Raw genomic sequence first — 26,014 nt, 5'->3', positions numbered from 1 at the left:
TTAAGAAGGGTTTTTGCGTCACGCTGATAAAAACGCGTAAAGGGTGACTGACAGCGACGCTCGCTTCTGACAAAATACACGCCATCCCCCCTTTCAAACGTTACAGACGGAATCTTCTCTCTGATGGCAGCAAAGATTATTGACGGTAAAACGATTGCGCAGCAGGTGCGCTCTGAGGTCGCGGAAAAAGTGAAGGCGCGTAAAGCTGCCGGAAAACGCGCCCCCGGGCTGGCCGTTGTGCTGGTTGGCAGCAACCCGGCATCGCAAATTTATGTCGGCAGCAAGCGCAAAGCGTGTGAAGAAGTGGGCTTCGTCTCCCGCTCTTACGATTTGCCGGAAACCACCAGCGAAGCAGAACTGCTGGAACTTATTGACACCCTGAACGCCGATAAAGAAATCGACGGTATTCTGGTTCAGCTGCCGCTACCCGCCGGTATCGACAACGTGAAGGTGCTGGAGCGTATCGCACCGGATAAAGACGTGGACGGTTTCCACCCGTACAACGTTGGCCGCCTGTGCCAGCGTGCGCCGCGTCTGCGCCCGTGCACGCCGCGCGGTATCGTGACGCTGCTTGAGCGTTATAATATCGACACCTACGGTCTGAATGCCGTGGTCATCGGCGCGTCCAACATCGTGGGCCGTCCGATGAGCATGGAGCTGCTGCTGGCCGGCTGCACCACCACCGTCACCCACCGCTTCACCAAAAACCTGCGTCACCACGTCGAGAACGCCGATCTGCTGATCGTCGCGGTCGGCAAGCCGGGCTTTATTCCGGGCGAGTGGATCAAAGAGGGCGCGATTGTCGTGGACGTCGGAATTAACCGTCTGGAAAACGGCAAAGTGGTCGGCGACGTGGTGTATGAAGATGCCGCCGCGCGCGCCTCTTACATTACCCCAGTACCGGGCGGCGTAGGCCCGATGACCGTAGCAACGCTGATTCAGAATACGCTGCAGGCGTGCGAAGAATATCACGACGTAGAGGACGCGTAAGATGGCGACTTTTTCATTAGGTAAACACCCGCACGTTGAGCTGTGCGACCTGCTCAAGCTGGAAGGCTGGAGCGAAAGCGGCGCACAGGCGAAAATCGTTATCGCCGACGGGCTGGTAAAAGTCGACGGCGTGGTAGAAACGCGCAAGCGCTGCAAGATTGTCGCGGGCCAGACCGTGAGCTTTGAAGGACAGAGCGTAACCGTTACGGCCTGAGCCGTTTGATGCCCTCACCCTAACCCTCTCCCACAGGGAGAGGGGATATAAAATCCCCTCACACCCATCGCGGTTATTTATCGATCCACTTCAAATAATCACTATTTCATCTGTTGAAAAGTGAAAATTCAGTTGCGCGTTTTTCACTCTTTGCCCACGATAAGTAGAACGTTCTACTAAAACGTTCTACTTACAATAACAGCGCAAAAAAAGCGCTACTCGGGGGAAATCAGCATGAGTCTGATATCAGGGTTTGTTAAATCGCTGTCTAAGTTATCGATGATTGGTCGCGCCTTAATGCTGCCAATTTCACTGCTCCCCGCTGCGGGCCTGCTGCTGGCCTTCGGCGATAAGTTCCACCTGCCGCTGATGATGAACGCGGGCGGGGTTATTTTTGATAACCTGCCGATGCTGTTTGCCATTGGCTCCGCCGTGGGTCTGGCGTCAGAATCCGGCATCGCGGCGCTGTCTGCGGCGGTATCGGTGTTTGTCACGAATATCACCATCAGCACCGTGCTGAGCATCACGCCGGAAATGGCCTCTCAGGGCGGGAAATACGCCATGGTGGTGGGCATTCCGACGCTGCAGATGGGCGTCTTCGGCGGCCTAATCTGCGGTATTCTCGCGGCCTGGTGCTATAACCGCTTCCACACCATGCAGCTGCCGGAGTTCCTCGGCTTCTTCTCCGGCAAGCGCTTCGTGGCGATTGCAACGGCGTTCCTCTCGTTCCTGATGGGGCTGCTGCTGCCATACGTCTGGCAGCATATTCAGGCCGGTATCGACGCGCTCTCCGTGGTGGTGAACGGTGATAATCAGGCGGCGTCGACCTTTATCTTCGGTCTGGTAGAGCGCGCGCTGATCCCGCTAGGTCTGCACCATATCTGGTATCCGTCCTTCTGGTATTCGTTTGGGGATTACACCACCCAGGCAGGCCAGGTGATCCACGGCGACCAGACCATCTGGTTCAAGATGCTGGAAGAAGGGGTGAAATCCTTCAGCAGCGACACCTACCAGAACGCTGGTAAGTTCATGCAGGGTGAATTCCCGCTGATGCTGTTCGCGCTGCCTGCGGCATGCCTGGCGATGTATCACGAAGCCCATACGAAGAATAAGAAAATCGCGGCCGGTATTCTGTTCTCCGCGGCGCTGACCTGCTTCCTGACGGGGATCACCGAACCGGTTGAGTTTACCTTTATCTTCGTGGCGCCGATCCTGTACGTCTTTAACGCCATCATGGCGGGCCTGGCCTACATGACCATGTACCTGCTGCATGCGCATATCGCCAAGTCGTTCTCCGCGGGCTTTATTGACTATCTGTCATTCGGGATCCTGCCGTCCTTTAACGGCTACCAGACCCACTTCCTGAGCGCCATTATCATCGGCATTCCAATGGGCCTGATTTATTACTTCACGTTCCGCTTTGTGATCCGTCGTTTCGACGTGAAAACGCCGGGCCGCACTGAAGTGACCGCTAACGCGGATGAGAAATCGGATTCCGAACTCGCGACAGAGATCATCACCCTGCTGGGCGGTGCGCATAACATCGACTCCGTCGGCGCCTGTATCACCCGTCTTCGCCTGGAAGTGACAAAAAGCGAGGTGGTGGATAAAGACGGTCTGAACGGACTCGGCGCGCGCGGCGTGGTGTTTGTCGGCGACAACGGTATTCAGGTGATTTTCGGTGCCAGAGCACAGTTTATCGCCCAGACCATGTCCACCATGATCGGCAAATAATAAGATGCCTGAACGACACGTCTCCTGTACGCTGGGAGACGTGTTTTATCTGGCTGATAATCGGTAAATTTCAGGGAGCGGTTTTGAAGAAAGTCAGCATTATTAATGTCGCAAAGCACGCGGGCGTGTCGGTCTCAACCGTCTCGCTGGTGCTGCGCCAGAAAGGGAAAATCTCAGAGGCAACGATCGAGAAGGTCAACGCTGCCATCAATACGCTGGGCTATGTTCATAACGTTGCCGCTGCCAACCTCCGCGCCAATACGTCCAACCTGATTGGCCTGATCCTCCGTGACTTTAGCGACAGTTTCTCCATCAAGGTGATGGCGAGCATCGTTCAGGATCTCGAAAAACAGGGGTATATGGTTTTTCTCGGTCAGCCCCAGAACGACCATGACCATCTTGAGCGCTGCCTGCTGTCGTTTAAGCAGCAGGGCGTCGCCGGAGTTATCTATCTGGCCTCGGATACCCGCACGTCTACCCTGCCGGAACAGATTCGCCGCTGCCCGCTGCCGCTGGTGGTGGTCTCGCAGTCGCTGCTGGATGAAAAATGCAATCTGGTGATGCGCGATAACCGACAGGCGGCCAGTCTGGCGGTGCGTTATCTTATCGAGCGCGGTCACCGCAATATTGCCTACATTGGCGGACGCGAAGGCTGCCTTATCCGCGCACAGCGCCTGCTCGGTTTTCGCAGCGCGATGGCGCAAAACGGGCTGGTCTGGCGCGATGAATACTCTCCGGCCTGCAGCGATGACACGCTGGCCGCGGGTTTCGCCACCCGCCAGCTGCTGGAAAAAAACAATACCATCACCGCCCTGCTCTGCCACTCGCCGGATGCCATGATCGGCTCCATCTCCGGTATTCATCAGGTCGGGCGTACGGTGGGTAAAGATGTCTTTCTGACGCAGCAGGTCGCGCTGGTCGGTTTCGAAGATATGCTCCACGTTAACCTCACCTCACCCTCGTTTACCTACGTCTCGTCCGCCAGCGAAGAGACGGGGCGTCAGGCGGCCGGGCTGATTATCCGCACGCTGAAGGAGCCGACGCTGCAAACCCAGCGTATTACGCTCTCCGGGCAGCTTATCGCTCGCGAGTCGGCGTAAATTCAGAATTTCGCACAGGTTTTTTAGCGCGGGATGACTGCTATATTTCCATGATTTGCCATGGATAATTACAATGCCTACCGTTATTACGCACGCTGCTGTTCCGCTTTGCCTGGGCTTAGGCCTGGGAACCAAAGTGATTCCTCCCCGCCTGCTGTTTGCCGGGATTATCCTCGCCATGCTTCCGGATGCCGACGTGCTGGCATTTAAATTTGGCGTCGCGTACGGCAATGTTTTCGGCCACCGCGGCTTTACCCACTCCCTGCTGTTTGCCTTCGTGGTGCCGATACTTTGCGTGCTGACTGGACGACGATGGTTCAGGACCAGCCTGACGCGATGCTGGCTGTTTTTAACCGTGTCACTGCTGTCGCACAGCCTGCTGGATTCGATTACCACGGGCGGGAAAGGCGTCGGCTGGCTGTGGCCGTGGTCAGATGAACGTTTCTTTGCGCCTTGGCAGATGATTAAGGTGGCGCCGTTTGCGCTGTCGCGCTATACCACGCCGTACGGGCATGAGGTCATTATCTCGGAACTGCTGTGGGTGTGGCTGCCGGGGGTGGTGCTGATGGGAATGTTGTGGTGGAAAAGAAGGTAAAAAAAAGCCGGGTGGCGGCTGCGCCTTACCCGGCCTACTTTTGCCTGTAGGCCCGGCAAGCGTGAGCGCCTCCGGGCGTTACAGACTTACTTACGGCGCCAGGTGGTTCCCTGCGGGCCGTCTTCCAGGATGATGCCCATCTCGGTCAGACGGTTGCGAGCCGCATCTGCCGCCGCCCAGTCTTTCGCCTGACGCGCTTCCAGACGCGCCTTGATCAACGCTTCAATTTCCGCCACTTCACCGTCATCTGCCTGCGCACCGCTCTGCAGGAACGCGTCCGGCTCCTGCTCCAGCAGGCCAAGCACGGAAGAGAGCTTACGCAGATGGGACGCCAGCGCATTCGCGGCCGCCACATCTTCTGACTTCAGGCGGTTCACTTCGCGCGCCATGTCGAACAGCACGGAGTAGGCTTCCGGTGTGTTGAAGTCGTCGTTCATCACCTCAACGAAGCGAGCTTCGAACGCTTCGCCGCCTGCAGCAGGAACAGACCTGTCGGTACCGCGCAGCGCGGTATACAGGCGCTCCAGAGCCGAGCGCGCCTGTTTCAGGTTCTCTTCGCTGTAGTTCAGCTGGCTGCGATAGTGGCCGGACATCAGGAAGTAGCGAACGGTTTCCGCGTCGTAGTACTTCAGCACGTCGCGCACGGTGAAGAAGTTACCCAGCGATTTCGACATCTTCTCGCGGTCAACCATAACCATCCCGGAGTGCATCCAGTAGTTCACGTACTCGCCGCCGTGGGCGCAGGTGGACTGCGCGATTTCGTTTTCGTGGTGCGGGAACATCAGGTCTGAGCCGCCGCCGTGAATGTCGAAGTGTTTGCCCAGCTGTTTGCAGTTCATCGCGGAACATTCAATGTGCCAGCCCGGACGGCCTTCGCCCCACGGGGATGGCCAGCTTGGTTCACCCTCTTTGGACATCTTCCACAGCACGAAGTCCATCGGGTTACGCTTCACGTCAACCACGTCAACGCGGGCACCGGCCTGGAGCTGATCCAGATCCTGACGGGAAAGCGCACCGTAGGTGGGGTCCGTCGGCACGGAGAACATGACGTCGCCGTTGTCCGCAACGTAGGCATGACCGCGGGCGATCAGCTTTTCGGTGATCTCGATGATTTCGTGAATATGGTGGGTCGCGCGCGGCTCGCTGTCCGGACGCAGAATATTCAGGGCGTCGAAGTCTTTGTGCATCTCAGCGATCATGCGATCCACCAGCGCGACAAAGCTTTCGCCGTTTTCATTGGCGCGCTTGATGATCTTATCGTCGATGTCGGTGATGTTGCGCACGTATTTCAGGTTGTACCCCAGAAAACGCAGGTAGCGAGACACCACGTCGAAGGCGACAAAGGTACGGCCATGGCCAATATGACAGAGATCGTAAACCGTAATACCACACACGTACATGCCAACTTCCCCGGCATGGATAGGTTTAAATTCCTCTTTTTGGCGCGTCATTGTATTAAAGATTTTTAACATCGAAGATTCCATGTAAACACGTGTGTGGTTGAAAACCGGCTATTCTACCCGTAATTCAAACCCGAAGCAGCACACAATGCAAGGTGATCGCATCCTGTGGTTATGCTATAACAAGCCCCTATAGATGACCCGAAGGCGGGTCGACGTACCACAATAACGGAACAGGATGCAAAAATGGTTACTTTCCACACTAATCATGGCGATATCGTAATCAAAACCTTTGATGACAAAGCGCCTGAAACAGTTAAAAACTTCCTGGACTACTGCCGCGAAGGTTTCTACAACAACACCATTTTCCACCGCGTGATCAACGGTTTTATGATCCAGGGCGGCGGTTTCGAACCTGGCATGAACCAGAAAGCCACCAAAGAAGCGATCAAAAACGAAGCGAACAACGGCCTGAAAAACACCCGTGGCACGCTGGCGATGGCGCGTACTCAGGCACCTCACTCTGCTACCGCGCAGTTCTTCATTAACGTGGCTGACAACGACTTCCTGAACTTCTCCGGCGAAAGCCTGCAGGGTTGGGGCTACTGCGTATTCGCAGAAGTGGTTGAAGGTATGGACGTGGTTGACAAGATCAAAGCCGTCGCTACTGGCCGCAGCGGTATGCACCAGGACGTTCCTAAAGAAGACGTTGTGATTACAAGCGTGACCGTCAGCGAGTAATTGGTGGCGACACTCTTTATTGCAGATCTGCATCTGCAAACAGAAGAACCGGCGATTACCGCCGGTTTTCTGCGTTTTTTACGCGGTGAAGCGAAAAGCGCCGATGCGCTGTACATCCTGGGCGACCTGTTTGAAGCCTGGATTGGCGACGACGACCCTAACCCGCTGCACCGTGAAATGGCCGCCGCCATTCACGCGCTGGTAGATTCCGGTGTCCCCTGCTACTTCATTCACGGCAACCGTGATTTTCTGATCGGCAAGCGCTACGCCCGCGAAAGCGGCATGACGCTGCTGCCGGAAGAACGGGTGCTCGATCTCTATGGCCGCAAGGTCCTGATCATGCACGGCGACACGCTCTGCACCGACGATACCGGCTACCTGGCGTTTCGCGCCAAGGTCCACACCCCGTGGATCCAGAAGGTGTTCCTTGCCCTGCCGCTGTTTATCCGCAACCGTATCGCCGCCAGAATGCGTGCGGGCAGCAAAGCCGCCAACAGCAGCAAATCCATGACCATCATGGACGTGAATCCGCAGGCCGTGGTGAGCGTGATGGAAAAGCATGGCGTTCAGTGGTTGATACACGGTCATACCCATCGTCCAGACGTCCATTCCCTTATCGCCAACGGCGAACCGGCCCATCGCGTGGTGTTGGGTGCCTGGCACACCGAAGGCTCCATGGTCAAAGTCACGCCAGAGGGCGTCGAGCTGATCGCTTTCCCGTTTTAATCCCCCTCAAAATTCATTCTATTTTTTTGAACAATATTGGCAAATTGTTTCGATTTTAATCAGTCCATGGTCGGTCTACTATTTATCACATCAGGGCAAAACACCCTATCCCAAACAAAATACTTAAGGAATACGACCATGAAATCCATCAAAACTTTCGTTGCAGTTGCTGCTCTTTCTCTGGCTTCTTTCGGTTCTTTCGCTCAAAGCGTGAGCGCAACTGCCTCTACCCTTGACCGCGCAGAAGCGAAAATCGCTGCACAGGCTGCTGAACAGGGTGCGTCTTACAAAATCACCAGCGCGAAGGTCGACAACCGCGTCTATATGACCGCAGAACTGACGAAATAATGATTGCCCATCGACGAAAACAGACCGCCAGAATGCGGTCTGTTTTGTTATGAATTGACGGCAACAACGGCTCAAGATTTAACCGCGCAACCGTTTTCCTTGCCCGTATAACATGCTATTCTCTGTGCCCTCGAAAGCAGTGTGTTTCGCACCACAGGAGTTTTAAGACGCATGTCTTCCCGCAATAATCCGGCGCGTGTCGCCATCGTGATGGGGTCCAAAAGCGACTGGGCTACCATGCAGTTCGCCGCCGAAATCTTTGAAATCCTGAATGTTCCGCACCACGTTGAAGTGGTCTCCGCGCACCGTACGCCTGACAAACTGTTCAGCTTCGCAGAAAGCGCCGAAGAGAATGGTTATGAGGTGATCATTGCCGGCGCGGGCGGCGCAGCACATCTGCCGGGCATGATTGCCGCCAAAACCCTGGTACCGGTTCTGGGCGTCCCGGTACAAAGCGCCGCGTTAAGCGGTGTGGATAGCCTCTACTCCATCGTCCAGATGCCGCGCGGTATTCCTGTCGGCACGCTGGCGATTGGCAAAGCGGGTGCCGCCAATGCCGCCCTGCTGGCTGCGCAGATCCTGGCGACACACGATAAAACGTTGCATCAGCGTCTGGCGGAGTGGCGTAAAGCCCAGACCGACGAAGTGCTGGACAATCCAGACCCGCGGGGTGCGGCATGAAGCAGGTTTGCGTCCTCGGTAATGGCCAGTTAGGCCGCATGCTGCGTCAGGCCGGTGAACCTCTGGGGATTGCCGTCTGGCCCGTCGGGCTGGACGCCGAGCCGGAAGCCGTCCCATTCCACCAGAGCGTGATCACCGCCGAGATCGAACGCTGGCCGGAGACCGCTCTGACCCGCGAGCTGGCGCGTCACAACGCTTTTGTTAACCGCGACGTGTTCCCAATCATTGCCGACCGTCTGACGCAAAAGCAGCTGTTCGACAAGCTCGGTTTGCCGACCGCACCGTGGCAGCTCCTGTCCGATAAAAGCGAGTGGAACGACGTCTTCGCCATGCTGGGCGAGCTGGCGATCGTGAAGCGCCGCGTGGGCGGCTACGACGGCCGCGGCCAGTGGCGCCTGCGCGCAAACGACACCGCCGAGCTTCCGGACGACTGCTACGGCGAATGCATTGTTGAGCAGGGCATTAACTTCAGCGGTGAAGTCTCGCTGGTTGGCGCGCGCGGGCACGACGGGCATACCGTCTTTTATCCGCTGACGCATAACCTGCACCAGGACGGCATTCTGCGCACCAGCGTCGCCTTCCCGCACGCCAATGCTGACCAGCAGGCGCAGGCGGAAGAGATGCTCTCTGCCATCATGCACGAGCTGGGCTACGTGGGCGTCATGGCGATGGAGTGTTTTGTGACGCCGTCTGGTCTGCTAATCAACGAGCTGGCACCGCGCGTGCACAACAGCGGCCACTGGACGCAAAATGGCGCGTCCATCAGCCAGTTCGAACTGCACCTGCGCGCCATCACCGACCTGCCGCTGCCGCAGCCGGTGGTCAACAGCCCGTCGGTGATGATCAACCTGATCGGCACCGATCTGAACTACGACTGGCTGAAGCTGCCGCTCGTGCATCTGCACTGGTATGACAAAGAGGTTCGCGCGGGTCGTAAGGTCGGTCACCTGAACCTGAATGACAGCGACACGGGCCGCCTGAGCGCCACCCTGGAAGCCATGATCCCGCTCCTGCCGCCGGAATACGCGAGCGGTATTGTCTGGGCACAGTCAAAGCTAAAATAGTTCTCCCTCCGCCGGGGAGTTGACCTTCCCCTTCCCCGGCGTAAAATCCCCGCCCATTGCTGCTGAGTTTTCTTCTGGAATAACCATGAACGATGGAACGGACTATCGCGCGATCCTCGCGTCTGATACCCCTTTAATCGACGTTCGCGCGCCGATCGAATTTGCCCAGGGTGCGATGCCCGCCGCCATTAATCTGCCGTTGATGAATGACGACGAGCGCGCCGCCGTCGGCACCTGCTATAAACGCCAGGGCCCCGAGGCCGCGCTGGCGCTCGGCCATCGTCTGGTGAACGGCGACACGCGTGAAGCACGCACCAACGCCTGGCGGGAAGCCAGTCTTGCCCATCCTGAGGGCTTTCTCTGCTGCGCGCGCGGCGGCCAGCGCTCGCATATCTCGCAGGCCTGGCTGAAAGAGGCGGGTATCGACTACCCGCTGATCCGCGGCGGCTATAAAGCCCTGCGCCAGACGGCGATTCAGGTGACCATTGAGCAGTCGCAAAAGCCGATGGTGCTTATTGGCGGCTGTACCGGGAACGGTAAAACCCTGCTGGTGAAGCAGCACTCGCAGGGTATTGATTTAGAAGGGCTGGCGCACCATCGCGGTTCGTCGTTTGGCCGCACGCTCACGCCGCAGCTTTCCCAGGCCAGCTTTGAAAATCACCTTGCGGCTGAGCTCCTGAAAAAAGACGCCGCACGCTGGGTGCTGGAAGATGAAGGCCGGATGATTGGCTCCAACCACCTGCCGGAGTGCCTGCGCGACCGCATGGTTGAAGCCCCTATCGTTGTTGTCGAAGACCCGTTTGAAGTCCGTCTTGAGCGCCTGCGCGAAGAGTATTTCGACCACATGTGGGCGGATTTTTCTGCGGCCTACGGTGAAGAAGCGGGATGGAAAGAATACAGCGAGTACCTGCATCACGGCCTGTTCGCCATTCGCCGCCGCCTGGGGCTGCAGCGCTTTGCGGAATTTACCGCGCTGTTAGATTCCGCGCTGTTGGAACAGCAACGATCTGGCCGTACGGACGCGCACTTCAGCTGGCTTGCGCCGCTGCTGAACGACTATTACGACCCGATGTACGGCTATCAGCTGGAGAAAAAGGCGGAAAAGATTGTCTATCGCGGGACGTACGGCGAGGTCGCTGACTGGCTTAATCGCTGAAAAAAGCCGGGTGGTGGCTACGCCTTACCCGGCCTACGCGTGCATTTGTAGCCCCGGTAAGCGCAGCGCCACCGGGGAACAGACGGCTTAGAAGTCGTAACGCAGACGCACCAGGTTCATGTCGCCCAGGTTGTCGGTGCTGGAAGTGAACACGTGTTCGTAATCCACGCGGAAACCGTAATCCAGCTGGAAGCTGATACCCACGCCGTTGTCGATGCGCTGGTAGTTACGGCCGTTCACGTACTCAATGCGGTCACCCATGAAGTAAGGCTGGATGGATTTAACCGCGTACTGACCGACTAGGAATTTATAACCTGCGAAGTACTCAATACCCCACGCGTCGCCCGCAAAGTAATCGTTAACAGACACTTTTTTGGTGGTAAGGAAGTTCTGGTACCAGCCGCCGCCTGCGGAGAAGGTCCAGTTGTCCGGGGTCCAGCTCAGCGCGGTACCGAGAATGTTCTGGTCGTAGGTTTTGCTGTCGCCGTTGTCCGGGTTACGCATGTCGGCGCGGGTGTAGTTCCACGCGGCGCCCCAGGTCAGGTCGGTAGTCAGGTGGTAATCCAGGCCCAGCGAGCCGCCGCCTTTACGCTTGTAGCGCAGGCCGTTGCCCGGCAGGTATTCACTGTCTTCAAACAGGTAGGATGCATAAATGTCAGCATCGCCCACGGTTTTCTTATATTTCAGCATTTTACGTGAACGGTAAGAACCGTCGTAATCGCCTTTGATCCCGTTACCCGGCGCCTGACCAATCATGTCGTAGTCCCAGATATCGGTTTTCGCGCCCACCACATCATAGTAAACGCTGTTCTGTTGACCGAAGGTCAGCGTACCCCAGGTATCGCTCTTGAGACCGGTGTAGAGCATACGACGCGTCGTGTCGTGATCGCTCTCGCTGTAGTGGTTATCCCAGTTGAACATTGCAGGGAAGTTCACGCCCAGCTCGTAGTAGCTTACCCAGCTGATATCATCAAACAGGTAGTAATCTGCAGCGAAACGGAAGCGGGTACCGCCGTCAAAACCGTTACGCTTGTAGCTGTTTTTACCGTCGTCGCCGGTCATGTTCTGGAACTGAGGACGAATGCTGCCGCCAACGGTGAAGTTCAGGCGGCTCAGCGGGTTACCCGCCTGAGGATCCTGCTTAAGAACCGTGATTTCCGCCTGAGAAGCGAAGGTAGTCAATGCCACTGCCGCGCCGATCGTTGCCGCCAGCGCTGATTTTTTTATAGTCATTATTTTTCCCTTAATAGACACGCTGCTAAATATTTAGCGGGTGAATATTAACTGGAAATAATCGGGCCGTGTGGTCGGTTTTTTAATGTTTTGTGCTACTAAATGAGTGGGTATTATCACTTTGTGCCATTTTAATACTACGCGCCGGAATTAAAAACCGACGCGTAATTATCACAGTGCTAAATCAACTGGCAAACTGACGGAACAGGGCTTTGCCCTTTAACAGCCGCGTGCCGAGCCAGCCTCCGCAGAGAGAAAGCAGCGCAGCGCCGCACAGAGGCAGGATCAACCAAAGACGCCAGTCAGGCTCCCAAGGGAAGTCGAAGACCTTTGTCTGCAGCACCGCCAGCGCCGTCTCTGCGCCAATGGCGGCCACCAGACCGGCCACCAGCCCCAGCAGCGCAAACTCGCTCCAGAGCGTCATTCGCAGCAGCCGCTTTCCGGCCCCCAACGTACGGTAAACCACCAGCTCCTGATGGCGCTGGCGCATGCCCACCTGCACCTGGGCCAGCAGCAACAGCACGCCGCAGATCGTTACCAGCACCACCATGACCTCCAGCGCACGGCTCACCTGCTCCAGCACCTGCCCCACCTGTTTGAGGATCGCGCCGATATCCAGCAGGCTGACCGTCGGAAACTCCCGGTTGAGCTGGGTCAGCATGCCGTTGCCGTTTTCCCAGCGGAAGCTGGTCAGCCAGCTCTGCGGCTGACCGTCCAGCGCCCCCGGCGGGAAGATAAAGAAGAAGTTGGGCCGCAGGCTTTCCCAGTCCACTTTACGCAGGCTGGTGACCTTCGCGGTAAAATCCTGGGTATCGCCGGTAAAGGTGACGCTGTCCCCCAGCTTCACGTTCAGGCGCGTCGCCAGCCCCTCCTCCATCGACACCTCCCCCGCTTTTGGCGGCCAGGTGCCGGCGGTTATCGGGTTGTGGTCAGGGCGTTTCTCCTGCCAGGTCAGGTTCAGCTCGCGGTTAAGCGACTCGTCCTTGTTCCCCTCCGTTGGCTGCCCGTTGATCTGCGTCAGACGCGCACGCACGATGGGGTAGAACGACTCGGGAATAATGTGATGCTCCGCCAGGAAGCCCTTCAGCGGCGTAACCTGCTCAGGCGCGATATTGATCAGGAAATAGTTCGGGCTTTCCGGTGGAAGCTGCTGCTGCCAGCGGTCGAGCAGATCGCCGCGCAGCACCAGCAGCAGCGCCAGCAGCATAAACGACAGCGAGAACGCCGACAGCTGGCTGAGCGTAGACCAGGGCTGGTGCAGCAGACGATTGACCGCCAGGCGCACGGGCAGCGATTTTACCGTCACCCTTTTCAGGAGGTTGAGTAGGATCCAGCCCAGCACGCCGCACAGCAGCGCCAGCACAACCGCTCCGGCCAGCACCGCCCACAGCAGCGTGCTGCCGCCCATCAGCCACGCCAGCAGCCCCACCGTCACCGCAATAATCACCGGAAGGTAGAACTTCAGCGGCCAGACGTTCGCCACGACATCGTTGCGGAGCACGCGCAGCGGCTGAGTGGCGAGCAGCAGGCGGTAGGGTCGGAGCCCCACCAGCACCGAGATCACCGTCATCGCGCCCATCGCCCACAGCCACGGCCAGAGGCTGGCCGGCGGCAGTGCGGCCGGGAGCACCGGTTTCAGCATCACCATCAGCAGTTTTTCAAACAGCAGCCCTATTATTCCGCCGGTCAGCGCGGACAGGACCAGCAGCATCAGCCACTGGCCGACAATCAGCTTACGCAGCTGCGCCCGGCCCGCCCCGAGGGTTTTGAGGATCGCCACCAGGTCGTAGCGGCTGCGGCAGTAGTGCCCCATCGCCACGGCCACCGCCGCCACCGCCAGCAGCAGGGTCAACAGGGCCGAAAGCAGCAGGAACTGCTGAGAGCGCTCCAGAGATTTACCCAGCGCCCCCTCATCCTGCTCCAGCCCGTACCAGCGGTGCTCTGGTTTGAGCTGCGGCTGAAGCCATTTTTCATACGCGGCAAGCTGGGCGGGCGTGCCGCCAAACTTATAGCGCCAGGTGACGCGGCTGCCCGGCTGTACGGCATGGGTGGCCGCGACATCAGCGGTGTTCATCAACAGGCGAGGCGCAAGCTGGAACGGGTTAAAACCGCCGTCGGGCTCCTGCACCACTTCTCCGGCGATTTTCAGCGTGGCGTCGCCCACGTCGATACTGTCTCCAGGTTTCAGGTTCAGCAGCGCCATCAGACGCGATGCCAGCAGCACCGTACCGGGCGTCGGCTTTAATCCCGGCGGGCTGGTCTGTAAGTCACCGTACATCGGGTAGATATCATCGACGGCCTTGACGCTCGCCAGCTGCGGCGTGTCGCCCGCGAAGGTCATGGTCTGGAAGGTGATTTGTTCCCCCACCTTCAGCCCTTCTTTGCGCGCTGCTTCAATCCAGCCCGACGGCACGGGGCGGGAGCTTTCCAGCGCCCTGTCTCCCGCCATAAACTCCCGGCTCTGCTGGCTGAGCCCTTTTTCCATGCGGTCACTGACGCTGCCGAGCGCCAGCACGCAGGCCACCGCCAGGCTGAGCGCCAGCCAGACAATCAGCAGCGAGGGCGAGCGCCACTCGCGCCAGAACCAGCGGGTAATCATGCTTCCTCCTGCAGAACGCCGTTCACCAGCCGCAGGCGACGGTCGCAGCGCGCCGCGAGCTGCGGATCGTGGGTCACGAGGACAAGCGTAGTGCCGTGCTCGCGGTTGAGCGAAAATAGCAGGTCGGCAATCCGGTCTCCGGTTTTACGGTCAAGGTTGCCGGTAGGCTCATCGGCAAACAGCACCTCAGGGCGGCCGTTAAACGCGCGGGCCAGCGCCACGCGCTGCTGTTCACCGCCGGAAAGCTGGGCGGGAAGATGGTCGAGACGTTTACCCAGACCGAGCTGTTCCAGCAGCGCCTTCGCGTGAGCGCGACTTTCACGGCTATTTTCACCGCGCAGCAGCGCCGGGAGCTCGACGTTTTCCAGCGCGTTCAGGGTCGGGATCAGCATAAAGGACTGAAAGACAAAACCAACGTGACGCGCGCGCAGCGCGGCGCGCGCCTCTTCATCAAGCTGATGCAGCGGCTGCCCGACAAGGTGGACCTCGCCGCTGCTGCCGTCGTCCAGACCGGCTAAAATCGCCAGCAGCGTGGACTTGCCGGAACCGGATTCGCCAATCAGCGCGATGGTTTCAGCGCGTTTGACAACGAGTTCAACTCCGGTAAGGATGGAAAGCTCGTGCTCCCCCTGACCGACGGACTTCTTAAGATGATGAACTTCAACACTGTTTTCCGCTGGCATTTGCCCTTCCTGTTTTTGATTCTGATGACCTTCCGCGCGGCGGCAGCGGACACGTTACTGGTTCTCGGCGACAGCCTGAGCGCAGGCTATCGCATGGCGGCCAGCGCGGCCTGGCCCGCCCTGCTCAATGACAAATGGCAGAGCAAAACGTCTGTAATCAACGCCAGCATCAGCGGCGATACCTCGCAGCAGGGTTTATCGCGCCTGCCTGCGCTGCTCAAACAGCATCAGCCGCGCTGGGTGCTGGTTGAGCTTGGCGGTAATGATGGATTGCGCGGTTTCCAGCCTCAGCAAACCGAGCAAACGCTGCGCACCATTCTGCAGGACATCAAGGCGGCAAACGCCCAGCCGCTGCTGATGCAAATTCGCCTGCCCGCCAACTACGGTCGTCGGTATAATGAGGCCTTTAGCGCGATCTACCCTAAGCTTGCCAAAGAGTTTGATATTCCGCTGCTGCCATTTTTCATGGAAGAGGTCTATCTCAAACCCCAGTGGATGCAAGACGACGGGATCCACCCCAATCGCGATGCGCAGCCGTTTATTGCCGACTGGATGGCAACGCGGCTGGCTCCTTTAGTTAAACATGACTCCTGATTAAGCGGAGATCCTGACAGGTAAAGTTATGCAAAAATCGGTCTTAATTACAGGATGTTCCAGTGGAATCGGCCTGGAAAGCGCGCTCGAACTGAAGCGCCAGGGGTTTCGGGTTCTGGCGGCCTGTCGTAAACCTGACGACGTCGAACGCATGAACGGTCTGGGCTTTACCGGCGTGCTGCTGGATATGGACTCGCCGGAAAGCGTTGAGCGCGCCGCCGATGAGGTGATCGCGCTGACCGGTAATCGTCTGTACGGGCTCTTTAATAATGCCGGCTACGGCGTGTATGGCCCGCTGGATACCCTCTCCCGCGAAACGCTGGAGAAGCAGTTTTCGACCAACTTCTTCGGCGTGCATCAGCTCACCATGCGTCTGCTCCCCGCGATGCTGCCGCACGGTGAAGGGCGCATCGTGATGACGTCGTCGGTGATGGGACTGATTTCCACCCCGGGCCGCGGCGCCTACGCCGCCAGTAAATATGCGCTGGAGGCCTGGTCCGACGCCCTGCGCATGGAGTTACGCCACAGCGGCATTAAGGTCAGCCTGATTGAGCCCGGCCCGATCCGCACCCGCTTTACCGAAAACGTGAACCAGACGCAGGCGGATAAACCGGTCGAAAACCCCGGCATCGCCGCGCGTTTTACCCTCGGGCCAGAGGCGGTGGTAGCCAAAGTGCGCCATGCTTTTGAGAGTGAACATCCCAAAATGCGCTATCCGGTAACGCTGGTCACCCACGCCGTAGGCTGGTTAAAGCGCCTGCTGCCGGGCCGGATAATGGACAAAATTTTGCACGGTTGAGTTGAAGCGACGACGCTCATCCCCATGTAAAGAACAAACCGACAAAAGAGAAAGCCGCATGTCCGTACAGAATATCGTCAATATCACAGAAGCTAACCTGCAACAGACTCTTGAACAGTCGATGACCAAACCGGTCCTGTTCTACTTCTGGTCTGAACGCAGCCAACACTGCCTGCAGCTGACGCCGGTGCTGGAAAGCCTTGCCGCCCAGTACAACGGTCAGTTCATTCTCGCGAAGCTGGACTGCGACGCCGAGCCGATGGTCGCGTCTCAGTTTGGTCTGCGCGCCATTCCAACCGTCTATCTGTTCCAGAACGGCCAGCCTGTTGACGGTTTCCAGGGGCCGCAGCCGGAAGAGGCGATTCGCGCCCTGCTGGATAAAGTGCTGCCGCGCGAAGAAGAGCTGAAAGCGCAGGAAGGCATGGCGCTGATGCAGGAAGGCAAATACGACGAGGCGCTGCCGCTGCTCAAAGAGGCGTGGCAGCTGTCGAATCAGAACAGCCAGATTGGCCTGCTGCTGGCGGAAACGCAGATCGCCCTGCACCGCTCAGAAGACGCGGAAGCCGTACTCAAGACGGTTCCGCTCCAGGATCAGGACACCCGCTATCAGGGGCTGGTTGCACAAATTGAGCTGCTGAAACAGGCGGCGGACACCCCTGAAATTCAGCAGCTGCAGCAGCAGGTTGCCGACAACCCGGCCGATGCCGCGCTGGCAAGCCAGCTGGCGCTGCAGCTGCATCAGGTGGGGCGTAACGAAGAAGCGCTTGAGCTGCTGTTCAGCCATCTGCAAAAAGATTTAGCCGCCGCGGACGGTCAGGCGCGCAAGATGTTCCAGGAGATCCTGGCCGCGCTGGGCACCGGAGACGCGCTGGCGTCGAAGTATCGTCGTCAGCTGTACGCGCTGCTGTACTGATAAAAAAAGCCCGGTGGCGGCTTCGCCTTACCGGGCCTGGAAATGCCGATATTACCCCGTCTTTTTCAACTGCGTCACCACCAGCTGGTGGCGCGCGTTGTAGAACTTCCGATAGGTCAGGTAGCAGGCAATGATGGTCGACAGGCTTGCCGTGGAAAGCAGCATAAACGTCACCATGATCTGATACTTAATCGCTTTTACCGGATCGATACCGGCAAAAATCAGCCCCGACATCATGCCCGGCAGGCTCACAAGCCCCACCGTTTTGGCGGAATCCACGGTCGGGATCAGCGATGAGCGAATGCTCTCGCGAATCAGCCGCGCCGAGGCCACTTTAGGCGTCGCCCCCAGGCTTAGCTTTTCCTGCAGCTGCTGCTGTTCGCTGCTGAAACGCTGGCCGAGATTGTTGTAACAGAGCCCAACGGCCACCATCGCGTTCCCCGCGATCATCCCCGAGATAGGGATAACCTGCATCGGCGTAAACTCAATCGAGCCGGAGAGCACCAGCACTGCCAGCGTGAGCGCCGTTCCGGTGGTAATCGCGATAAACGATGAAACAAACGCCTTATCAATGTATTTACTGCGCTTTTGCGCATTCCACGCCGCGTTAAAGCAGATAAAGAGCACCATCAGCAGCGTCAGCACCGCGTGGTTAACGTTGAAGATATACTTCAGCACATAGCCGACGATGATGAGCTGAACCACCGCGCGGCAGATACTCCACACGATATCTTTTTCCAGCCCCAGCTTTTCCCGGTAGCTGACCACAATCGCAATCAGCACCAGCACCATCGAAAAGGCCAGAGATTCGTTGGTAATGTTATGTTCACCCATGGTTTGCCTCCTGCATTTTTCCGCCGTGCGGCTGGAGCGTAATCACATCATCCGCATGGGTTATTTCGTTAGCGTCGTGCGTCACCCACAGCACGGCAATGTTCTGCTCCCGGGCATAACGATGAATAATCTCGTTAACGTTGCGCTTGTTGACGTCATCGAGCGCGCTGGTGATTTCGTCCAGCAACAACACCTTCGGTAAAAACTGCAGGTTGCGGATCAGCGAGACCCGCTGCTTTTCGCCGCCCGACAGCGCGTTGATGGATTTGGTCAGCGTCTCCTGCGCCAGGCCAAAGCGGGCCAGATCCTGGATAAACTTTTCCGGCTCCGGCGTTTTATTGCGGATTTGCCACGGGAAAATAAGGTTGTCGTAAACCGTATCGCCAAAAAGCACGGGCGTTTGCACGCAGTACGAGACCTGCTGGCGATAGCTTTCCGGGGAAAGCGACGCGATATCCTCGCCTTCAAACAGAATGGCTCCCTCCGTCGGGCTGAGGAGTGACGCCACAATTTTCAGCAACGTGCTTTTACCACAGCCTGAGGGACCCGTGATTAATTTAAACTCGCCCGGCGACAGGCTAAACCCGACGTGCTGCAGGATCGTGTTTTCCCCGACTCGAAACCCGACGTCCCTGAGATGCAAAAGGTTTTTTTTATCGTTCATTGCGCTTCCGTTAACCGCTTCGTGTAATAACCGCCTGTAGCATAATCCTTTCGCCCGCACAGCGCGAATAGCCTCACGCTGAAGCAAGTGTTAAACTTTTTGTTTATAAATTGTCACCACCATCACTACAGGAAGTATGCAGCATGGCACATATCTTTTATGAGTTTCCCTCCATGAAGCCTGGTGTTCCTGATGTCGAAACATTAATGGAAGTCATCAAATCGTCGGAACTCACGCGTTTTGTCATTGGTGCAGAGGTGGTGGACTTTGTTAAGAAGGCGCTCATCGTGAACACCACGATCGCCAGCTTCAAAAATTGCTATTTTGCCTTCGACAACGGGACACACTTCCTTGAATTTGACGGTAAAGGCAAATCAAAACGCTTCAATGAGGTGCCGGACTGGTTCGTCTCTCCGGCGGAATTTTCACGCACACAGTGGCTTATCAACCACGATCTTGCGGATGTGAAAGCCACCCGGTTCATTGAGGTCCTGATGTCCTACCCGCTGAAAGCGCGCCGTGCGCACTGTAATTTGTTATTCGGGCTGGAGCTGGAAAAGGTGAATGCGGTTCCGGCCGCGGCGTCAGCGGCAGGCAAAATCGGCAATAAAAACGGAAAAACCACCAAGCCCCGCGTCACCGATCTGGGCTCGTTCGAGCTGTTCAGCCAGTTCTTTGCGCGCATGAAAACCGCCGTGCTGGCCGATGAGTTCCCTACCCTGCAGATCCTGACGGGCATGGATAACCTGGCAAAAGCGCCGCATAATTTAAAGCAGGGTATCAGAACCTGGTTTAAAGCCATCGCGGGCGACCTTCCACCGAATAACAAACGCGTTGAGGCGGGAAATGCCGTTCTGTTCTGCGCCCCCATTCGCGAACAGATCCAGCGTATCGAAGCGCTGGGGCTGGAGAATTACTACCAGGGATTATCGAAAGCCATTGCCGAAGCGGGTGATGGATTCATCTCTGACTTTACCTATACTTACGAGCAATAAACACACACTTTCACTCGTCACAGCATGCAAAACAGGAGGTTTTTATGCTTATCGTTGTTCCTGTCCTTATTTTCGTTGCGCTGGTTATCGTAGGCGCCGGCGTCAAAATTGTCCCTCAGGGCTATCAGTGGACCGTCGAGCGTTTCGGTCGCTACACCAATACCCTCCAGCCAGGCTTAAGCCTGATTGTTCCGTTCATGGACAGAATTGGTCGCAAGATCAACATGATGGAGCAGGTTCTGGATATTCCGTCCCAGGAAGTAATCTCCAAGGATAACGCCAACGTCACCATCGACGCCGTCTGCTTTATTCAGGTGATTGACGCGCCGAAGGCGGCCTATGAGGTCAGCAACCTGGAGCTGGCGATCGTCAACCTGACGATGACCAACATCCGTACCGTGCTCGGCTCGATGGAGCTGGACGAGATGCTTTCCCAGCGCGACAGCATCAACACCCGTCTGCTGCACATTGTCGATGAGGCCACCAACCCGTGGGGGATCAAAGTTACCCGTATTGAGATCCGCGACGTGCGCCCGCCAGCGGAGCTGATTGCCTCCATGAACGCCCAGATGAAGGCCGAGCGAACCAAGCGCGCCTATATTCTGGAAGCCGAAGGGGTACGCCAGGCAGAGATCCTCAAAGCGGAAGGTGAAAAACAGTCGCAGATCCTGAAAGCGGAAGGCGACCGTCAGTCCGCGTTTTTGCAGGCGGAAGCGCGTGAACGTTCAGCCGAAGCGGAAGCCCGCGCCACCCAGATGGTGTCCGAGGCAATCGCCGCCGGTGATATCCAGGCCGTGAACTACTTTGTCGCGCAAAAATATACCGACGCGCTGAAAGAGATTGGCTCGGCGAACAACAGCAAAGTGGTGATGATGCCGCTGGACGCCAGCAGCCTGATGGGCTCTATCGCGGGCATAGCCGAACTGATCAAGGACAGCGGAAACGAGCGTAAAAAATGATTGAGCTCATCGTTGCACATCCTCACGCCTTCTGGCTAAGCCTCGGTGGCTTATTGCTGGCGGCGGAGATGCTGGGCGGCAACGGCTACCTGCTCTGGAGCGGTGTTGCCGCCGTCATTACGGGTCTTCTGGTCTGGATCCTTCCCCTGGACTGGGCGTGGCAGGGCGCGCTGTTCGCCGCGCTGACGCTGGTGGCCGCCTGGCTGTGGTGGCGCTGGCTTAACCGGCGGGTCAAAGAGCAGAAACCGGTCGACGCCCACCTTAACCAGCGCGGACAGCAGATTGTCGGCAAACGTTTTACGCTCGACACCGCGCTGGTGAACGGGCGCGGGCACATGCGGGTGGGCGACAGCTCGTGGCCAGTGGTGGCCGACGATGACCTCAGCGCCGGCACGCGGGTGGAGGTCATTGCGGTAGAAGGCATTACCCTGCGGGTAAAAGCCTGCTAAGCGTGGGTTTTTCGGTGGCAGCAGCCGGCAAGGTTATCGATAATCGGGCAGTCGGCGCTGTCATCCCCCGGACAGGAGTCCGCGAGCTGCAGCAGCTGTTCGCGCATCGCCTGCAGCTCGACGATGTGGCGTTCAATTTCGGCCACCTTTTCCAGCGTGCGTTTTTTCACGTCGGCGCTGTGACGCTTCGGATCGTTGAACAGATTAACCAGCTCGCCGCACTCTTCCAGATTAAAACCAACCTGTCTTGCCTGGCGAAGCAGCGTCAGCTCATCCAGATGCAGCTGCGTGTAGCTGCGGTAGCCGTTTTCACTGCGCAGCGGCGGCGTGACCAGCCCCTTCTCTTCATAAAAGCGAATCGCTTTGCTGGTTAAGCCGGTTTTTTTTGCCACGTCACTGATATTCACAATTCCCCCTTGACCTTCCCCTTGATGGAAGGTTTAACCTTCATAACAGTTAGCGAAAAGCGTTACTCCGGTCAACTACTGACCAGTTCATTATACGGGAGTTTTGTTATGTCTCACACTATCGACCTGACGCTGGACGGCCTCTCCTGCGGCCACTGCGTCAAACGCGTTAAAGAAAGCCTGGAACAGCGCCCTGATGTGGAAAGCGCTGACGTGACTATCGATCATGCCGCCGTCACCGGCAGCGCCAGCGCGGATGCGCTGATCGATACCATCAAGCAGGCCGGTTACGGGGCGGAGTTAAGCCACCCAAAGGCTAAACCGCTGGCAGAGTCATCATCCCCGTCGGAAGCACTGACAGCGGCCACTCCTGAGCTTCCGGCAGCGGATGATATTGATGACAGCCAACAGCTGCTGATCAACGGCATGAGCTGCGCCAGCTGCGTCTCCCGGGTACAAAACGCCCTGCAGGCGGTACCGGGCGTCGCCCAGGCACGGGTTAATCTTGCGGAGCGTACTGCGCTGGTGATGGGCAGTGCCTCCGCCGCAGAATTAGTGCAGGCCGTTGAGAAAGCGGGCTACGGCGCGGAGGCCATCGAAGATGATGCAGAGCGTCGCGAGCGCCAGCAGGAAACGGCTATCGCCACCATGAAGCGCTTCCGCTGGCAGGCCATCGTCGCCCTGCTGGTGGGTATTCCGGTGATGGTGTGGGGCATGATGGGTGACAATATGATGGTCACCGCTGACAACCGCACCCTGTGGCTGGCGATCGGTCTGATTACCCTGGCGGTGATGGTATTCGCAGGCGGTCATTTCTATACCAGCGCCTGGAAGAGCCTGAAAAACCGCACCGCGACGATGGATACGCTGGTTGCGCTCGGTACCGGCGCGGCGTGGCTCTATTCGATGAGCGTCAACGTCTGGCCACAGTGGTTCCCGATGGAAGCGCGGCATCTCTATTATGAAGCGAGCGCAATGATTATCGGCCTGATCAACTTAGGCCATATGCTGGAAGCCCGCGCCCGCCAGCGCTCCTCGAAAGCGCTGGAAAGATTGCTTGATTTAACCCCGCCGACGGCCCGCGTGGTCACGGACGAGGGGGAAAAGAGCGTTCCATTGGCCGAGGTTCAGCCCGGCATGACGCTGCGTCTGACCACGGGGGACCGCGTTCCCGTTGACGGTAAGATAACCCAGGGCGAAGCCTGGCTGGATGAAGCGATGCTGACCGGGGAGCCTATTCCCCTGCAGAAATCAGATGGCGACGCCGTGCATGCCGGTACGGTGGTGCAGGACGGCAGCGTGCTGTTTACCGCCAGCGCCGTCGGCAGCCACACCACGCTGTCGCGTATTATTCGCATGGTGCGCCAGGCGCAAAGCAGCAAGCCGGAGATTGGCCAGCTTGCTGATAAAATCTCGGCCATTTTTGTGCCGGTGGTGGTCGGCATTGCCCTGCTGAGCGCGGCTATCTGGTATTTTTTCGGCCCGGCACCGCAGATTGTTTACACCCTGGTGATCGCCACCACGGTGCTGATCATCGCCTGTCCTTGCGCCCTGGGCCTCGCGACGCCGATGTCGATTATCTCCGGCGTAGGCCGCGCGGCCGAATTTGGCGTACTGGTGCGGGACGCGGACGCGCTGCAGCGGGCCAGCACCCTGGACACGCTGGTGTTTGATAAAACCGGCACGCTGACCGAAGGTAAACCACAGGTGGTCGCCGTTACGACCGCTGGCATTACCGAAGAAGAGGCGCTGCGGCTTGCCGCCGCGCTGGAGCAAGGCTCAAGCCATCCGCTGGCGCGCGCCATTCTCGATAAAGCCAATGCGTCTGCCCTGCCGCAGGTGAGCAATTTCCGCACCCTGCGCGGGCTCGGCGTGAGCGGTGAAGCAGAAGACCACGCGCTGCTGCTGGGCAATCAGGCGTTGCTCAATGAAAACGGTATTGATACCGCCGCGCTGGAAAACGAGCTGAAGGCGCAGGCGTCACAGGGCGCCACCCCGGTTCTGCTGGCGGTGGATGGCAAAGCCGCCGCGCTGCTGGCCGTGCGCGATCCGCTTCGCCAGGACAGCGTGGATGCCTTACAGCGCCTGCACCGTGCGGGCTACCGTCTGGTGATGCTGACCGGGGATAACCCCACCACCGCCAACGCCATCGCGAAAGAGGCAGGAATTGATGAGGTCATTGCAGGCGTACTGCCGGACGGCAAAGCGGACGCCATCAAGAAACTGCAAAGCCAGGGTCGTGAGGTGGCGATGGTCGGCGACGGCATTAACGATGCCCCGGCGCTGGCCCAGGCGGACGTGGGGATCGCAATGGGCGGCGGGAGCGATGTCGCCATCGAAACCGCAGCCATCACGCTGATGCGCCACAGCCTGATGGGCGTTGCCGACGCGCTGGCCATTTCAAAAGCCACGCTGCGCAACATGAAGCAGAACCTGCTGGGGGCGTTTATCTACAACTCGCTCGGCATCCCGATTGCTGCCGGCATTTTGTGGCCGCTGACCGGCACGCTGCTTAACCCGGTGGTCGCGGGTGCGGCAATGGCGCTCTCCTCCATTACCGTGGTAAGTAACGCCAACCGCCTGCTGCGGTTTAAACCGAAGGATTGAACCTTGTACCCGTACGCGCTAGCATGAGCCTTTCCGTTCATGGAGCGCGTATGGGTCTGTTTCATCGTATAAAAACATCGTTTCGCGCCCTCTTTCCTCGCCGTTATGCCTGGCCCGGTCTGGATATCTCGCTTCCCGGCGGGCAGCACCTGCACCTGGTCGGCAGCATCCATATGGGCACGCAGGATATGTCTCCCCTGCCCTCGGGCCTGATAAAACTGCTTAAACACGCCGACGCGCTGGTCGTTGAGGCGGACATTTCGGGTCAGGAGTCGCCGTTTGCCGGGCTCGAAAGCGATCTCAGCCTGGCGGAACGTCTGGATGATGCCAAGCTTGCGGAACTGACGCGCGTCGCCGATGAGACGGGCGTCTCGCTCTCCATGATTGACACCCTGCCGCTGTGGCAAATCGCGATGATACTGCAGGCCACGCAGGCGCAGCGTCTGGGCCTGCGCGGTGACTACGGCATTGATTACCAGCTGCTGAACGCGGCAAGGGCGCGCAGCCTGCCCATCATCGAGCTGGAAGGAACGGACAGCCAGATTGCCCTCCTGAGACAGCTTCCCGACGACGGCCTGATGCTGCTGGATGATACGCTGACCCACTGGCACACCAACGCGCGCCTGCTGCAAACGATGATTGGCTGGTGGCTGGATGCGCCGCCAGCGGACGGCAGGCTGGCGTTACCATCAACGTTCAGCGAATCGCTGTATGATGTGCTGATGAATGCGCGTAACAAAGCCTGGCGAGAGACGCTGCATGCTTTACCTGCGGGGCATTACGTGGTGGCGGTTGGGGCGTTACATTTGTACGGGGAAGGGAACTTGCCGTCGTTGCTGAAATAAAAAAATGGCCAATATTTCTATTGGCCCGTCAAAGAGGAATTTCATCGTTTTTATTATGCCGAAGGAGACCTTCGGTTGAGCCGATTGTCGCTCAAAGTGACCATCACTGCCAATACTATTGCGCAAGATGGTGCTATTTTTTAGACAAACGTCAGGCGTATGCTGGCTGCATGAATTGTCTGTCGTAAGAAGGATAGCTATGACTCCCGCCGTTAAATTACTCGAAAAAAACAACATTTCTTTCCGGATCCACACCTACGATCACGATCCGAATGAAACCAACTTTGGTGATGAAGTGGTGCGCAAGCTGGGGCTGAACGCTGACCAGGTTTATAAAACGCTGCTGGTGGCGGTGAACGGCGATATGAAGCACCTCGCCGTCGCGGTGACGCCCGTGGCAGGACAGCTGGATCTGAAGAAGGTCGCCAAAGCGCTGGGGGCGAAGAAGGTGGATATGGCGGATCCCATGGTGGCGCAACGCACCACGGGCTACCTGGTGGGCGGGATCAGTCCGCTCGGACAGAAAAAACGCCTGCCGACGCTGATCGATTCTCCTTCACAGGAATTTGACACCATCTTTATATCCGGCGGCAAGCGCGGGCTGGACATTGAGCTGGCGGCGGGAGATCTGGCGAAAATGCTGGACGCGAAGTTTGCGGATATTGCGCGACGGGATTGAGCAAA

General features: G+C 58.0%; 27 protein-coding genes. 20 read left to right on the top strand and 7 right to left on the bottom strand.

Going from position 1 to position 26,014, the window contains the following annotated elements; genetic code table 11:
* The first annotated feature begins 123 nt into the window (after window positions 1–123).
* The 5 genes from folD to PUP35_RS05200 all read left to right on the top strand — a co-directional run bounded on the left by folD (window position 124) and on the right by PUP35_RS05200 (window position 4,633).
* Entirely contained in the window at window positions 124–990 is an 867-nt protein-coding gene (gene folD / locus PUP35_RS05220; protein ID WP_008499332.1) for a bifunctional methylenetetrahydrofolate dehydrogenase/methenyltetrahydrofolate cyclohydrolase FolD, read from the top strand.
* Between the two features lies 1 nt (window position 991).
* Entirely contained in the window at window positions 992–1,204 is a 213-nt protein-coding gene (gene ybcJ / locus PUP35_RS05215; RefSeq protein ID WP_023334767.1) for a ribosome-associated protein YbcJ, read from the top strand.
* Window positions 1,205–1,438: 234 nt separating this feature from the next.
* On the top strand, window positions 1,439–2,938 hold the full coding sequence (locus tag PUP35_RS05210; protein WP_024906880.1) for a PTS transporter subunit EIIC: 1,500 nt from the start codon (window positions 1,439–1,441) through the stop codon (window positions 2,936–2,938).
* Window positions 2,939–3,021: 83 nt separating this feature from the next.
* Window positions 3,022–4,038, top strand: coding sequence for a Mal regulon transcriptional regulator MalI (gene malI / locus PUP35_RS05205; protein WP_274242251.1), 1,017 nt, complete (start codon window positions 3,022–3,024; stop codon window positions 4,036–4,038).
* A gap of 73 nt (window positions 4,039–4,111) precedes the next feature.
* Entirely contained in the window at window positions 4,112–4,633 is a 522-nt protein-coding gene (locus tag PUP35_RS05200; RefSeq protein WP_127729846.1) for a metal-dependent hydrolase, read from the top strand.
* An 86-nt stretch (window positions 4,634–4,719) separates the two neighbouring features.
* Here PUP35_RS05200 and cysS read toward each other — a convergent pair whose 3' ends face one another.
* Window positions 4,720–6,105, bottom strand: a complete 1,386-nt coding sequence (gene cysS, locus PUP35_RS05195; RefSeq protein WP_127729843.1) for a cysteine--tRNA ligase — start codon at window positions 6,103–6,105, stop codon at window positions 4,720–4,722.
* A gap of 174 nt (window positions 6,106–6,279) precedes the next feature.
* Here cysS and ppiB point away from each other — a divergent pair, with 174 nt between their 5' ends.
* The 6 genes from ppiB (at window position 6,280) to mnmH (ending at window position 10,749) form a co-directional block, all read left to right on the top strand.
* A complete protein-coding gene (gene ppiB, locus PUP35_RS05190) occupies window positions 6,280–6,774 on the top strand; it encodes a peptidylprolyl isomerase B (protein ID WP_111963369.1) in 495 nt (164 codons plus the stop codon).
* A 3-nt stretch (window positions 6,775–6,777) separates the two neighbouring features.
* Window positions 6,778–7,500, top strand: coding sequence for a UDP-2,3-diacylglucosamine diphosphatase (gene lpxH, locus PUP35_RS05185; protein ID WP_127729838.1), 723 nt, complete (start codon window positions 6,778–6,780; stop codon window positions 7,498–7,500).
* Between the two features lie 138 nt (window positions 7,501–7,638).
* Window positions 7,639–7,848, top strand: coding sequence for a YdgH/BhsA/McbA-like domain containing protein (locus tag PUP35_RS05180; protein WP_111963370.1), 210 nt, complete (start codon window positions 7,639–7,641; stop codon window positions 7,846–7,848).
* 171 nt (window positions 7,849–8,019) lie between these two features.
* Window positions 8,020–8,529, top strand: coding sequence for a 5-(carboxyamino)imidazole ribonucleotide mutase (gene purE / locus PUP35_RS05175; protein ID WP_252002517.1), 510 nt, complete (start codon window positions 8,020–8,022; stop codon window positions 8,527–8,529).
* The gene (purK, locus tag PUP35_RS05170; protein ID WP_115874393.1) at window positions 8,526–9,593 is read left to right on the top strand and encodes a 5-(carboxyamino)imidazole ribonucleotide synthase; all 1,068 of its coding nucleotides are present in this window, start codon (window positions 8,526–8,528) and stop codon (window positions 9,591–9,593) included. The genes purE and purK overlap by 4 nt, the downstream gene beginning before the upstream one ends.
* A gap of 85 nt (window positions 9,594–9,678) precedes the next feature.
* Window positions 9,679–10,749, top strand: a complete 1,071-nt coding sequence (gene mnmH / locus PUP35_RS05165) for a tRNA 2-selenouridine(34) synthase MnmH (protein ID WP_274242250.1) — start codon at window positions 9,679–9,681, stop codon at window positions 10,747–10,749.
* 87 nt (window positions 10,750–10,836) lie between these two features.
* Here the strand turns inward: mnmH and PUP35_RS05160 are convergent, their stop codons facing one another.
* From PUP35_RS05160 to ybbA, 3 genes are all read right to left on the bottom strand, one after another.
* Entirely contained in the window at window positions 10,837–11,982 is a 1,146-nt protein-coding gene (locus PUP35_RS05160) for a porin (protein WP_274242249.1), read from the bottom strand.
* 184 nt (window positions 11,983–12,166) lie between these two features.
* On the bottom strand, window positions 12,167–14,581 hold the full coding sequence (gene ybbP, locus PUP35_RS05155) for a putative ABC transporter permease subunit YbbP (protein WP_274242248.1): 2,415 nt from the start codon (window positions 14,579–14,581) through the stop codon (window positions 12,167–12,169).
* Window positions 14,578–15,264: a putative ABC transporter ATP-binding protein YbbA gene (gene ybbA, locus PUP35_RS05150; protein WP_149366094.1), complete on the bottom strand. Its 687-nt coding sequence runs from the start codon at window positions 15,262–15,264 to the stop codon at window positions 14,578–14,580. The genes ybbP and ybbA overlap by 4 nt, the downstream gene beginning before the upstream one ends.
* Here ybbA and tesA point away from each other — a divergent pair.
* The 3 genes from tesA to PUP35_RS05135 are packed head-to-tail and all read left to right on the top strand — an operon-like array spanning window position 15,235 to window position 17,570.
* On the top strand, window positions 15,235–15,858 hold the full coding sequence (gene tesA / locus PUP35_RS05145; protein ID WP_032661743.1) for a multifunctional acyl-CoA thioesterase I/protease I/lysophospholipase L1: 624 nt from the start codon (window positions 15,235–15,237) through the stop codon (window positions 15,856–15,858). The two genes, ybbA and tesA, sit on opposite strands and share 30 nt — an antisense overlap.
* Before the next feature lie 28 nt (window positions 15,859–15,886).
* On the top strand, window positions 15,887–16,657 hold the full coding sequence (locus PUP35_RS05140; protein ID WP_023617270.1) for an SDR family oxidoreductase: 771 nt from the start codon (window positions 15,887–15,889) through the stop codon (window positions 16,655–16,657).
* 58 nt (window positions 16,658–16,715) lie between these two features.
* Window positions 16,716–17,570, top strand: a complete 855-nt coding sequence (locus PUP35_RS05135) for a co-chaperone YbbN (RefSeq protein WP_023310624.1) — start codon at window positions 16,716–16,718, stop codon at window positions 17,568–17,570.
* A 51-nt stretch (window positions 17,571–17,621) separates the two neighbouring features.
* On the opposite strand, the gene fetB is transcribed toward PUP35_RS05135, so the two are convergent.
* Both fetB and fetA read right to left on the bottom strand, forming a co-directional pair.
* Complete coding sequence (gene fetB / locus PUP35_RS05130; RefSeq protein ID WP_115874387.1) at window positions 17,622–18,404, bottom strand: iron efflux ABC transporter permease subunit FetB; 783 nt, start codon at window positions 18,402–18,404, stop codon at window positions 17,622–17,624.
* Complete coding sequence (gene fetA / locus PUP35_RS05125) at window positions 18,397–19,068, bottom strand: iron efflux ABC transporter ATP-binding subunit FetA (protein WP_274242247.1); 672 nt, start codon at window positions 19,066–19,068, stop codon at window positions 18,397–18,399. The genes fetB and fetA overlap by 8 nt, the downstream gene beginning before the upstream one ends.
* A gap of 143 nt (window positions 19,069–19,211) precedes the next feature.
* Here fetA and PUP35_RS05120 point away from each other — a divergent pair, with 143 nt between their 5' ends.
* Genes PUP35_RS05120 through PUP35_RS05110 form a run of 3 tightly spaced genes read left to right on the top strand, consistent with a single transcriptional unit; the run spans window position 19,212 to window position 21,471 of the window.
* On the top strand, window positions 19,212–20,063 hold the full coding sequence (locus PUP35_RS05120) for a hypothetical protein (RefSeq protein ID WP_274242246.1): 852 nt from the start codon (window positions 19,212–19,214) through the stop codon (window positions 20,061–20,063).
* A gap of 44 nt (window positions 20,064–20,107) precedes the next feature.
* Window positions 20,108–21,022: an SPFH domain-containing protein gene (locus tag PUP35_RS05115; RefSeq protein WP_008499312.1), complete on the top strand. Its 915-nt coding sequence runs from the start codon at window positions 20,108–20,110 to the stop codon at window positions 21,020–21,022.
* Window positions 21,019–21,471: an NfeD family protein gene (locus PUP35_RS05110; protein WP_032656590.1), complete on the top strand. Its 453-nt coding sequence runs from the start codon at window positions 21,019–21,021 to the stop codon at window positions 21,469–21,471. Before PUP35_RS05115 ends, PUP35_RS05110 begins: the two co-directional genes overlap by 4 nt.
* Here PUP35_RS05110 and cueR read toward each other — a convergent pair.
* Complete coding sequence (gene cueR / locus PUP35_RS05105) at window positions 21,468–21,878, bottom strand: Cu(I)-responsive transcriptional regulator (RefSeq protein WP_021241620.1); 411 nt, start codon at window positions 21,876–21,878, stop codon at window positions 21,468–21,470. The genes PUP35_RS05110 and cueR overlap by 4 nt on opposite strands.
* A gap of 108 nt (window positions 21,879–21,986) precedes the next feature.
* Here cueR and copA point away from each other — a divergent pair, with 108 nt between their 5' ends.
* From copA to ybaK, 3 genes are all read left to right on the top strand, one after another.
* On the top strand, window positions 21,987–24,485 hold the full coding sequence (copA, locus tag PUP35_RS05100) for a copper-exporting P-type ATPase CopA (RefSeq protein WP_274242245.1): 2,499 nt from the start codon (window positions 21,987–21,989) through the stop codon (window positions 24,483–24,485).
* 50 nt (window positions 24,486–24,535) lie between these two features.
* Window positions 24,536–25,330 (top strand): TraB/GumN family protein, encoded by a 795-nt coding sequence (locus PUP35_RS05095; protein WP_274242244.1) that lies wholly within the window; start codon window positions 24,536–24,538, stop codon window positions 25,328–25,330.
* Window positions 25,331–25,529: 199 nt separating this feature from the next.
* Complete coding sequence (gene ybaK, locus PUP35_RS05090; protein ID WP_248172712.1) at window positions 25,530–26,009, top strand: Cys-tRNA(Pro)/Cys-tRNA(Cys) deacylase YbaK; 480 nt, start codon at window positions 25,530–25,532, stop codon at window positions 26,007–26,009.
* Window positions 26,010–26,014 lie beyond the last annotated feature (5 nt).

Origin of the sequence: Enterobacter sp. S-33 (genome assembly GCF_028735835.1) — a bacterium.
Lineage (GTDB): Bacteria > Pseudomonadota > Gammaproteobacteria > Enterobacterales > Enterobacteriaceae > Enterobacter > Enterobacter vonholyi.
This window is presented reverse-complemented; position numbering and strand designations above follow the sequence as displayed.